Source organism: Variovorax sp. Sphag1AA, assembly GCF_014192575.1.
GTDB lineage: Bacteria > Pseudomonadota > Gammaproteobacteria > Burkholderiales > Burkholderiaceae_C > Variovorax.
Window position 1 is genome coordinate 901,937 of sequence record NZ_JACHYC010000001.1, and the last position, 11,081, is coordinate 913,017.

General features: G+C 65.6%; 13 protein-coding genes. 2 read left to right on the forward strand and 11 right to left on the reverse strand.

Annotated features, from left to right (window positions below; genetic code table 11):
• Positions 1-16: 16 nt before the first annotated feature.
• The 11 genes from FHW64_RS04420 to FHW64_RS04465 form a co-directional block, all read right to left on the reverse strand.
• Entirely contained in the window at positions 17-823 is an 807-nt protein-coding gene (locus FHW64_RS04420) for a MetQ/NlpA family ABC transporter substrate-binding protein (RefSeq protein ID WP_184523417.1), read from the reverse strand.
• A 38-nt stretch (positions 824-861) separates the two neighbouring features.
• Positions 862-1,527, reverse strand: a complete 666-nt coding sequence (locus FHW64_RS04425; RefSeq protein WP_184523419.1) for a methionine ABC transporter permease — start codon at positions 1,525-1,527, stop codon at positions 862-864.
• Positions 1,520-2,563 (reverse strand): methionine ABC transporter ATP-binding protein, encoded by a 1,044-nt coding sequence (locus tag FHW64_RS04430; protein ID WP_184523421.1) that lies wholly within the window; start codon positions 2,561-2,563, stop codon positions 1,520-1,522. The genes FHW64_RS04425 and FHW64_RS04430 overlap by 8 nt, the downstream gene beginning before the upstream one ends.
• A gap of 5 nt (positions 2,564-2,568) precedes the next feature.
• A complete protein-coding gene (locus tag FHW64_RS04435) occupies positions 2,569-2,784 on the reverse strand; it encodes a molybdopterin-binding protein (protein ID WP_007829250.1) in 216 nt (71 codons plus the stop codon).
• A gap of 128 nt (positions 2,785-2,912) precedes the next feature.
• A complete protein-coding gene (locus tag FHW64_RS04440) occupies positions 2,913-3,743 on the reverse strand; it encodes an ATP-binding cassette domain-containing protein (protein ID WP_184523423.1) in 831 nt (276 codons plus the stop codon).
• A 13-nt stretch (positions 3,744-3,756) separates the two neighbouring features.
• A complete protein-coding gene (gene ssuC, locus FHW64_RS04445) occupies positions 3,757-4,602 on the reverse strand; it encodes an aliphatic sulfonate ABC transporter permease SsuC (protein WP_184523425.1) in 846 nt (281 codons plus the stop codon).
• 13 nt (positions 4,603-4,615) lie between these two features.
• A complete protein-coding gene (gene ssuD / locus FHW64_RS04450; protein ID WP_184523427.1) occupies positions 4,616-5,785 on the reverse strand; it encodes an FMNH2-dependent alkanesulfonate monooxygenase in 1,170 nt (389 codons plus the stop codon).
• A gap of 22 nt (positions 5,786-5,807) precedes the next feature.
• On the reverse strand, positions 5,808-6,839 hold the full coding sequence (locus FHW64_RS04455; RefSeq protein WP_184523429.1) for a sulfonate ABC transporter substrate-binding protein: 1,032 nt from the start codon (positions 6,837-6,839) through the stop codon (positions 5,808-5,810).
• Positions 6,836-6,967, reverse strand: a complete 132-nt coding sequence (locus tag FHW64_RS34290; protein ID WP_260303634.1) for a hypothetical protein — start codon at positions 6,965-6,967, stop codon at positions 6,836-6,838. Before FHW64_RS34290 ends, FHW64_RS04455 begins: the two co-directional genes overlap by 4 nt.
• 114 nt (positions 6,968-7,081) lie before the next feature.
• Complete coding sequence (gene ssuE, locus FHW64_RS04460; RefSeq protein ID WP_184524255.1) at positions 7,082-7,666, reverse strand: NADPH-dependent FMN reductase; 585 nt, start codon at positions 7,664-7,666, stop codon at positions 7,082-7,084.
• A gap of 126 nt (positions 7,667-7,792) precedes the next feature.
• Positions 7,793-8,818: a sulfate ABC transporter substrate-binding protein gene (locus tag FHW64_RS04465; RefSeq protein ID WP_184523431.1), complete on the reverse strand. Its 1,026-nt coding sequence runs from the start codon at positions 8,816-8,818 to the stop codon at positions 7,793-7,795.
• A 126-nt stretch (positions 8,819-8,944) separates the two neighbouring features.
• Here FHW64_RS04465 and FHW64_RS04470 point away from each other — a divergent pair, with 126 nt between their 5' ends.
• Both FHW64_RS04470 and mnmC read left to right on the forward strand, forming a co-directional pair.
• A complete protein-coding gene (locus FHW64_RS04470) occupies positions 8,945-9,217 on the forward strand; it encodes an oxidative damage protection protein (protein ID WP_184523433.1) in 273 nt (90 codons plus the stop codon).
• A gap of 13 nt (positions 9,218-9,230) precedes the next feature.
• Positions 9,231-11,078 (forward strand): FAD-dependent 5-carboxymethylaminomethyl-2-thiouridine(34) oxidoreductase MnmC, encoded by a 1,848-nt coding sequence (mnmC, locus tag FHW64_RS04475; RefSeq protein ID WP_184523435.1) that lies wholly within the window; start codon positions 9,231-9,233, stop codon positions 11,076-11,078.
• Positions 11,079-11,081 lie beyond the last annotated feature (3 nt).

Genomic DNA, 11,081 nt, shown 5'->3' on the forward strand with positions numbered 1-11,081 from the left:
GGCAAGTGCAAGCGGCTTACCAGCTCGCCAACACCGAACCCTTGAACTCGTTCTGCACGAAGTTCTTCACCTCCTGGGAGTGATAGGCCTTCACCAGCTTGGCAACCCACGGCTTGTCCTTGTCCTGTTCGCGCACGGCGAGCAGATTGACGTAAGGGCTCTTCGCGCTTTCACGCGCGATCGCATCCTTGCCCGGATTGAGGCCAGCCGAGAGTGCGTAGTTAGTATTGATCGCCGATGCATCGAGATCGTCGAGCGTGCGCGGCAGTTGCGCGGCATCGACTTCGACGAACTTGATCTTCTTCGGGTTGTCGATCACGTCGAGCGGCGTGGCCTTGAGGCCGGCTTCCGGCTTGAGCTTGATCAACCCTTGGTCCTGCAGCACCAGCAGCACGCGGCCGCCGTTGGTCGGGTCGTTCGGGATGCCAAAGCGTGCGCCTTCCTTCAGGTCCTTCAGGCTCTTGACCTTCTTCGAATAGATGCCGATCGGAAAGTTGACCGTGTAGCCGACGTCGACGATCTTGTAGTTGCGATCCTTGACCTGCTGGTCGAGATAAGGCTTGTGCTGGTAGCTGTTGGCATCGAGGTCGCCCGCCGCGAGTGCCGCATTGGGCTGCACGTAGTCGCTGAACTCGACGATCTGGATCTTCAGTCCGTCCTTCTCTGCAACCTTGCGGACCTGCTCGAGGATCTGCGCGTGCGGGCCGCCGGTCACACCGACCTTGATCGGCTTGTCCTGCGCGAACGCCGGCGCTGCCGAGAAGCCGGCGGCAATTGCGAGCGCGACGACGGATTGAAGAAGCTTGCGCTTGTTGTGGTTCATGTCGATTCCTGAGTTCTTGTGAGAGAGAAAGAAAAAATTCACTTGTGGCTGAGCCTGCGCACCAGCCAGTCGCCGCCGCTTTGCACGGCTTGCACGAAGAGGATCAGCACCAGCACCACCGCCAGCATCACCTCGGGCAGGAAGCGCTGGTAGCCATAGCGGATGCCGAGATCGCCCAGCCCGCCGCCGCCGATCGCGCCGGCCATCGCCGAGTAGCCGGTGAGGCTCACGAAGGTGATCGTCACCCCGGCCACGATGCCGGGAAGTGCCTCAGGAAGAAGCACCTTCCAGATGATCTGGCCGGTGGTCGCGCCCATCGCCTGCGCTGCTTCGACGAGGCCTCGATCGACTTCGCGCAGCGAGGTCTCGACCAGTCGTGCGACGAAAGGTGCTGCGGCCAGGCTCAGCGGAACCACGGCCGCCGCAGTGCCGATCGACGAGCCGGTCAGCAGCCGCGTAAATGGAATGATCGCCACCAGGAGGATGATGAAAGGCGTGGAACGCACCGCGTTGACGATTGCACCCACGATGCGATTGACCGGCCCGTTCTCCAGCACCCCGCCGTCGTCGGTGAGATGCAGGTACACGCCCAGCGGCACGCCGACTGCTGCGCCGATCAGGCCCGAGATCCCGACCATCACGATGGTTTCCCACAGCGAGCTGGCAAAGAGTCCGAGCATCGGCCCGGTGAAGACATCAAACATGTGCCACCTCCTGCACCAGCACGCCCGCGCCGCGCAGGTGCGCGACGGCGGCGGCCAGCGATTCGCGTGCGCCACGCGCCAGTACTGCGAGCGAGCCGAACGGCCGGCCCTGAATTTCATCGACCTGCCCATGCACGATCGACAGATCGATCCCGAACCGGCGGATCACCTGCGACAGCAGCGGCTGGTCGGCCGAGGCCTCGCCCGCGAAGGCGATCCGCAGCAATTGCGATTCCTGCGCATGGCCGTCCTGCATCAATGCGCGAATGCGTGCGAGCACGCTCTCGGGCAGTTGCTGAGGGGCGATGTCCTCGAGCAGGCTGCGGGTCGTCGCATGCTGAGGCTGCGTGAACACATCGAGCACTGCGCCCTGCTCCACGATGCGGCCGTGGTCGATCACCGCCACCTGCTGCGCCAGTTGCTTGATGACCTGCATCTCGTGCGTGATGAGCACCACCGTCAAGCCGAACTCGCGGTTGATCTGCTGCAGCAGCGACAGGATCGAGCGCGTGGTCTCCGGGTCGAGCGCGGAGGTCGCCTCGTCCGACAGAAGCACCTTCGGCCGGTTCGCCAGTGCGCGGGCGATGCCCACGCGCTGCTTCTGCCCGCCACTGATCTGCGCCGGATAGCGATCGCGCAGGCTCGCGAGCCCGACCAGCTCCAGCAGCGGCTCCACCCGCGCCTTGGTCTCCGCCGCCCGCAGGCCCGAGAGCTCCAGTGGCAGTGCCACGTTGTCATACACCGTGCGCGACGACAGCAGGTTGAAGTGCTGGAAGATCATGCCGATGCCCTGCCGCGCGGCGCGCAGCTCTGCATCGTTCAGCGCGGTGAGCTCGCGGCCGTCCACGCGGACCGTGCCGCGCGCCGGCCGGTTGAGAAGATTGATGGTCCGCACCAGCGAGCTCTTGCCCGCGCCGCTGCGACCGATCACGCCGAACACTTCGCCCGGCGCCACGTTCAGGTCAATGCCCTTGAGTGCCTCGACCGGCCCTTGCGGGCCGTCGTAGATCTGATGAATGTCCTTGAGTTCGATCATCCGGTTCAGAGCTTGGCGATCGACACTTCGGTCGACTTCACCAGCGCGACCACATCGGAACCCACCTTGAGCTGAAGCTCGTCGACGGAACGGGTCGTGATGACAGAGGTCACGATGCCCCAGGCGGTCTCGACATCGACTTCGGAGACGACGTCGCCGCGGATGATCTCGCGGACCTTGCCCTTGAACTGGTTGCGGACGTTGATGGCTTGGATGGACATAAAGGCTCCTTAGGTGGTTGAGGAAAGCAATTGGGAACCCCGCGGAACCGGCTTTGCCGGGCCGTTGGGGTTGCCCCCGGAGAGGGGGTTGGCGGCCACACGAAGTGGGCGAGCCTGGGGGTGATTCATCACACTGCCCAGCGCAGCGCATGGGCGGGGCCGTCCGCCCAGCGCGTGTCGTTGGCGGGTTCGGCCTCGTCAGGCTTCTGCAGGACGCGGTCGAGGATGCGTTTCTCGATTGCCGCGAACGCCGGGTCGCCTTGAGAGCGAGGACGTGCAAGCGCGATGTTTTCGTCGAGCGCTATACGGCCGTCCTCGATGAGGATCACGCGATCGGCGAGCGCGACCGCCTCCTGCACATCGTGCGTGACGAGCAACGCAGTAAAGCGGTGCCGCTGCCAGAGGCTCTCGATGAGCCGATGCATCTCGATCCGCGTCAACGCGTCGAGCGCGCCCAATGGCTCGTCAAGCAGCAGCAGACGCGGGTGATGCACCAGTGCGCGCGCAAGCGCCACGCGCTGGCGCTGCCCGCCGGAAAGGCGCGCCGGCCATTCGTCCTTGCGCTCCGCGAGCCCGACCTGCGCGAGCACCTCGGCACCGCGCGGCCTGCTCTCGGCTGGCAGGCCCAGCGTCACGTTGTCGAGCACGCGCCGCCACGGCAACAGACGCGCTTCCTGGAACATGATCCGCGTGTCGTCGTGCAGTCCGTCGACCGCCTTGCCGTCGGTGTAGAGCGCACCTTCGCTTGCCTGCTCAAGACCTGCGATCAGCCGCAGCAAGGTGCTCTTGCCGCAACCGCTGCGGCCCACGATCGCGATGAACTGGCCGGGTTCGACCGTCAGTTGCGTGTTGCGCAGCACTTCGCGTTCGCCGTAGCGTTTGGAAAGTCCGCGGATCTCCAGCCGCACGCCGCCCGGCGTTTCGGCTTCTGGGGATGGGGTTTGGGGAATGGCGCTCATGGTCTTCTCCTCTTCACTTCGCGGCTTGATAGCCCGGATGCCAGCGCAGCCACCAGCGCTCCAGCCCACGGGCGAACAGGTCGGCCAGCTTGCCGAGCAGTGCGTAGAGCAGGATGCCCACGAGCACGATGTCGGTCTGGAGAAACTCCCGTGCGTTCATCGTCAGATAGCCGATGCCCGACTGCGCGGAGATCGTCTCGGCCACGATGAGGATCACCCACATGAGGCCCAGCGAAAAACGCAGGCCGACGAGGATCGACGAAGTCGCGCCCGGCAGGATCACTTCCTTGTAGAGCTGCCAGCGGGTGAGCCCGTAGGTGCGGCCCATCTCGATCAGTTGCGGATCGACGTTACGGATGCCGTGGAAGGTGTTCAGGTAGATCGGGAAGAACACCGACACCGAGATCAGGAAGAGCTTGGCCGATTCGTCAATGCCGAACCACAGGATCACCAGCGGGATCAACGCCAGCGCCGGAATGTTGCGGACCATCTGGATGCTCGAATCCAGCAACGTCTCGAAGAAGCGGATCGATCCCGTGAGCAGCCCCAGCGCCAGGCCGAGACCGCCGCCGATCGCGAGGCCGCCGAGCGCACGACCGGCGCTCACCTTCACATGCGTCCAGAGTTCGCCGGAGACGGAGAGATTCCACGCAGCCTTCACCACGTCGATGGGCGCCGGCAGCACGCGCGTCGAAAGCCAGCCGAGCGACGAGGCGATCTGCCATGCCGCGATCAGGCCGACCGGCACGAGCCACGGGACGAGGCGCTTCGCCACCGATACGGCGAATGCCTTGACGCCGTTCAGCGATGGCACGGATGCGGGCAGCGGTTGTGCCTGCGCTTGCACTTGTTCTGTCATTGGGGTCCTTGATTCAGCTCTGCGACAGCAGCCGCGAAGGCGCATCGAGATTCGCCACCACTTCGCCGAAGCGCCCGGTCAGGGCTTGCGTTGGCACAGCCGGGCGTTGCTTGCGAGGCAGCAGCGGAAACACGAGTTCGGCAAACCGATAGGACTCTTCCAGGTGCGGATAGCCGGAGAAGATGAAGTTCTCGATGCCCAGCGATGCGTATTCCTCGATGCGCGCGGCGACGGTCTTCGGGTCGCCGACCAGTGCCGTGCCCGCACCGCCGCGCACCAGTCCGACACCCGCCCAGAGGTTCGGGCTGATCTCCAGATCGGCGCGCGTGCGTTTCGCGCCGCCTGCGTGCAGTGCGGCCATGCGACGTTGCCCTTCGGAATCCATGCGGGCGAACGCTGCCTGCGCGCGGATCACGGTGTCGTCGCTCACGTGGCTGATCAACGAATCGGCGGCTCGCCAGGCTTCGTCCTCGGTCTCGCGCACGATGACATGCAGGCGAATGCCGAACTTCACCGTGCGACCTTTGCGTTCGGCGCGCTGGCGCACGTCGGCGATCTTCTTTGCCACCTCGGCGGGTGGCTCGCCCCAGGTCAGATAGGCGTCGACCTGCTCGGCCGCGAGCTCGTGCGCGGCTTCCGACGATCCGCCGAACCACACCGGCGGATGCGGCTTCTGCGTGGGCGGAAACACCAGCTTCGCGCCCTTCACGCTCAGGTGCTTGCCCTCGTAGTCGAAGGTCTGGCCTTCATGGCTGCGCGTGATGATCTCGCGCCAGATGCGGATGAACTCGGCCGATTGCTCGTAGCGCGCGGCGTGGTCGAGAAACACGCCATCGCCTTCGAGCTCGGTCTGGTCGCCGCCGGTCACGAGGTTCACAAGCACGCGCCCGCCCGAGAGCCGGTCGAAAGTCGAGGCCATGCGGGCAGCGAGGCTCGGCTGATGCAGGCCAGGACGCACCGCGACCAGAAAGCGCAACCGCTTCGTCGCGCCGATGAGGCTCGAAGCAATCACCCACGGGTCTTCGCACGAGCGGCCGGTCGGAATCAGCACGCCTTCGTAGCCGAGTTGGTCGGCCGCGCCCGCAATCTGCTGCAGGTACGGCAGGTCGACCGCGCGGGCACCGTCGGTGGTGCCGAGATAGCGGCTGTCGCCGTGCGTGGGAAGGAACCAGAAGATGTTCATGGCGATGCCTCGTTCTTCGTTGTCAGGGTTTGGCAGCGGCAAGCCGCGTGTCGGGGCGCCAGACGATCCGCGCGACCTCGACCGGTTTCGGAATGAGCCCGAGCTTGTGGAAGGCATCGGCCACACGCTGCTGGTCGATCACCGTGGCCGGCTGGATCGGCCCCACGGGCGATGGGGGCCGGCGTTGAAGAAACAGGCTCACGATGCCCGCATCGAGGCCACTGAAGTCGGCGATCAGCTTGATCGCTGCCGCGCGGTCCTGCTGCACCAGGCGATCGGCACGGGTCAGTTCTTCGAAGAGCGCGGCGATGACCGCCGCATGCTTTTCCGCGAATGGCTTCGACGCGAGATAGAAGGAGTTGTTACCCGACAGCCCACGGCCAGTGGTCAACGCGCGTGGCTGGATCGCGAGCTCGGTCGCCGCATAGAACGGATCCCAGATCGCCCATGCATCGACACTGCCGCGCTCGAAGGCGGCGCGCGCATCGGCTGGCGCGAGATAGACGGGCTGGATGTCATTCCATTGCAGGCCCGCCTTCTCGACGGCGCGCACCAGCAAGTAGTGCGCGCTCGAACCCTTCTGCAGTGCGATCTTGCGGCCCTTGAGATCGGCGAGCGACTTCAACGGCGAATCCTTCAGGACCAGCACGGCGGAACTGTCTGGCTTGGGCGGCTCGGCACCGACGTAGACGAGTTCCTTGCCCGCGGCCTGCGCGAACACGGGCGGCGAATCGCCAGTGAGCCCGAATTCGAGACTGCCGACCGACAGCGCCTCCAGCAATTGCGGCCCCGCGGGAAACTCGATCCAGCTGATCTTCGCGTTCGGAAAACGCTTCTCCAGCCAGCCCGACTGCTTGACGATGACGAGGTTCGCGGCGGACTTCTGATAGCCGATCCGCAACTGCTGGAGTGGCTCGGACGATGGAGCCGAGCCTGCGGTCTGCGCCAGCGCCACCGGCCCGCCCAGGCCCCAGCTCGAAGCCGTGACCACGAGCAGTTGCAACAGACGGCGGCGCGCATTCGGTGCGCCCGGAGCCTTCGACCGCGTGCTCATGACGTCGCGGCGATGAAGCCGGTGATGAGAGCAACCGCAACGACCACCAGCGCACTGATGGCCAGGTCCGCGACGACCCACCACGCGGAGCGCGGCGGCGTCAGGGTGTTCGAGGTCAAAGGAGGCATGGGCTTCTTTCTTCAGGCGTAGGTCGTCCCCGGACCGCATTGGCGGCCCCATCGATCGGGACGGGAGTTGGACGGATACGGCGCCGCTCGGGCACCCGGATGGCGGATGGACCGTCAGACGCTACATCGCACCTGTTCGAATGCCACGGGCTCGAAGCCCCAGGTCGGCGACAGTTTGAGACCTTCGCTCGCGAGCGTTTCGACCGCATCGTCGAGCCGCTGCGAAAGATCGGCCTGCAATTGATAGGCGCCTTCGGGCTGCAGCGTGACCTGCCCGTCGGTTGCGTAGACGCCCGGCAGGATGTGCCGCGCCGCAAGCGACTGCAGCACCGGCCGCAGCGCATAGTCGAGCGCCAGCATGTGATGCGGACTGCCGCCGGTGGCCAGCGGCAGCACCGTCTTGCCCTTGAGCGCCGACTGCGGCAACAGATCGAGGAACACCTTCAGCACACCGCTGTACGCCGCCTTGTAGACCGGCGTGGCAATCACGATCACGTCGGCGCGATACACCTGCTCCGCCGCCTGAAGCACCGACGGATGCGAGGCTTCGCCGAGCAGCAGCGCATGCGCAGCAAGCTCGCGGATTGCCAGGCGATCCACGGGCACCTTGCGCAGCGCCAACCGCGCGGCCACTGCATCGAGCAGCACCGCCGAGCGGGACGGCGCAGAAGGACTACCGGCGATCAGGAGAACAGACACAGTCAAGTCACTTTCAGGAACAACGTGTTCGGGAGGGCCGCCGCGCACGGCCGCCCGAAGCGGCCGGCCCGCCCCCGGTCAGGGGGTTGGCGAGGCGACACGCAGTGCGCGCAGCCTGGGGGCGAGCTACTTATTGGTGTAGATCTGGTCGAACGAGCCGCCATCAGCGAAGTGCGCCTTGTCCGCCTTCGTCCAGCCACCGAACGCTTCGTCGATCGTGAACAGCGTGAGCTTGGGGAACTGGTTCGCGTACTTGGCCTTCGCCTTGTCCGAGGTCGGGCGGTAGTAGTTGCGGCCGGCGATGTCCTGGCCTTCGTCCGAATAGAGGTACTTCAGGTATTCCTCGGCAACGGCGCGCGTTCCCTTCTTGTCGACCACCTTGTCGACCACCGTCACGGTGGGCTCGGCGAGGATGCTGATCGACGGCACGACGATGTCGAACTTGTCCGGGCCGAATTCCTTCAGCGCGAGGAAGGCTTCGTTCTCCCATGCAAGAAGCACGTCACCGACGCCGCGTTGCACGAAGGTGATGGTCGAGCCGCGCGCACCGGTGTCGAGCACCGGCACGTTCTTGTAGAGCTTGCCCACGAATTCCTTCGCCTTGTCGTCGCCGCCGTACTTGCGCTTGGCGAATTCCCAGGCCGCGAGGTAGTTCCAGCGGGCGCCGCCGGAGGTCTTGGGGTTCGGGGTGATCACCTGCACGCCGGTCTTCGTCAGATCGTCCCAATCCTTCAGGCCCTTCGGGTTGCCCTTCTTCACGAGGAAGACGATCGTCGAGGTGTAAGGCGCAGAGTTGTGCGGGAGGCGCTTCTGCCAGTCGGGCTTGACCAGACCGCCGTGCGTGACGAGCGCGTCGGTGTCACCGGCCAGTGCCAGCGTGGCAACGTCGGCGTCGATCCCGTCGATGATCGAGCGGGCCTGCTTGCCCGAACCGCCGTGCGATTGCTTGATCGTCACGTCCTGACCGGTCTTGCCCTTCCAGTACTTGGCGAAGGCCTGGTTGTAGTCCACATACAGCTCACGGGTCGGGTCGTAGGACACGTTCAGCAGCGTCACGGGGCCCTGCGCGAACGACGGCAATGCCGTCAGGGCGAAGCTCGCCGCAGCGGCGGCACCGAGGGAAAGCTTGATAAAGTCGCGGCGAAGGCTCATGGTCTTGTGCTCGTAAATTGCATAAAGCAGATGCCCCGCATTCTGAATACGGCATAAGAAAACCGGAACGACCGAGTTGTCAGTTCTAAATAGCGAAATCAACTAAGACACCCCAAAGGCATCCAAATGGCACGCATGGTCCAGTGCATCAAGCTCGGCAAAGAAGCTGAAGGTCTCGACTTTCCCCCCTATCCCGGCGAACTCGGCAAACGTATCTGGGAGAACGTGAGCAAGGAGGCCTGGGCGGCCTGGCTCAAACAGCAGACCATGCTGGTCAACGAAAACCGCCTGAACCTTGCCGATGCCCGCGCGCGCCAATACCTGGCCCGCCAGATGGAAAAGCACTTCTTCGGCGACGGCGCCGACGTCGCGCAGGGGTACGTTCCTCCCTCCGCCTGATCCCCGCGCGCGCATGGCCGAACCGGTCGAATGGCGCGCGGACGGCATCCCGCGCAGCGCGCGGTTCGATGACATCTATCACTCCGAGAGTGGCGCTGACGCGCAGGCCCGGTTTGTCTTCCTGGGCGGCTGCGGGCTGCCCGCGGCCTGGGCCGGACAGCCGCAATGGCGGATTCTCGAAACCGGCTTCGGCTTCGGGCTCAACTTCCTGACAACCTGGCAGGCCTGGCGCGCGGACCCGAACCGCTGCCGGCTGCTGCACTTCGTCTCGATCGAGGCCTACCCGGTCTCGCAAGAAGACCTGTTGCGCGCCGCCGCAGGCTCGCCCGAGTTGCTTCCGCTGGCGGAGGAACTCGCAGCGCAATGGCACGGCCTGCTGCCCGGCTTTCATCGCCTGTGGCTCGACAAGGGACAGGTGCTGCTCACGCTGTGCATTGGCGATGTGCAGCCGATGCTGCGCGCGCAGCGCTTTGACGCGGACAGCATTTATCTCGATGGATTCAGCCCGCAACGCAATCCGGAGATGTGGTCACCCGAGACGCTGAAGTCGGCTGCGCGCTTCGCTCGAAGAGGGACGCGCCTTGCGACATGGACCATCGCCCGGACGGTGCGTGATGCGCTCGCGCAGTGCGGCTTCAAGGTCGAGAAGACACCGGGACTGCCTCCAAAACGCGACTGCCTCCAGGCGGTCTACGACCCCGCATGGGAGTTGCGCCGGCGCGTGCCGCCATCCGAAGACCAGATCGCGGAGCCGGGCCATTGCGTTGTGATCGGTGCGGGTCTCGCGGGGGCGGCGGTCGCATCGAGCCTCGCGCGACGCGGTTGGACGGTGACGGTGCTCGATGCTTCCGACGAACCCGCCAGTGGTGCGTCAGGACTGCCCGTGGGCGTCCTTGCGCCGCATGTATCGCCGGACGACGCGCTGCTCTCTCGCCTGACTCGCGCCGGTATCCGGGCCGTGTGGCCGCAGCTCGAACAGTGGCTGGTCGAAGGCATCGACTGGGGTGCGACCGGCGTCGTCGAACGGCGCATGCCGGGCGATGCACGTTTTCCTGCCAACTGGACCGCCGACGGCCCGAACGAATCGTGGCTTGCAACGCCGGAACGGCTTCGTGCCCTTGGACTGCCGGCCGATGCGCACGCGATCCGGCATACCCGGGCTGGATGGGTGCGCCCCGCCCGGCTTGTGCAGGCCTGGCTTGCGCAGCCCGGCATCCGTGTCGAAACAGGCCGCCGCGTCACACACATCGAGCGCATGGCCGAAGACTGGACGCTTCGCGGCGTCGATGACGAGCCCTTTGCACAAGCCGACAGGGTCGTCATCACGGCAGGCTTCGACAGTCATCTGCTTGCGCCGGATCTGCCATTGCAACCCGTGCGCGGCCAGGTCGCGTGGGGTGTCGCGTCACCGGATTCGCAGCTTCCTGCAGTACCGATCAACGGCGACGGCCACCTGATCGCGCATGTGCCGCACAAAGGCGGCGAACTGTGGCTCACCGGCGCAACCTTTGACCGCGACAGTGAAGACGCGGCGCTGCGCCCAGACGAGAACCAGGTCAACCTCGACAAGCTCCGCCGCCTGCATCCCGAAGCGGCCGCGCAATTGCAGCCCGACTTCACGAGCGGCCGCGTGCACGCATGGGCAGGCGTGCGCTGCGCCTCCGGCGATCGGCGTCCATTGGTCGGCCGGATGGGGCCGGATCGGGAAGACGGCCTGTGGGTCTGCACCGCGCTCGGCTCACGCGGCATGAGCTTCGCTGCGCTCTGCGCCGAACTGCTGGCCGCCCGCTGGCACGGCGAGCCCTTGCCGTTGCCGGCCAGGCTCGCGAGTGCGCTCGACACGCGACGCACGTGGACCTAGCCA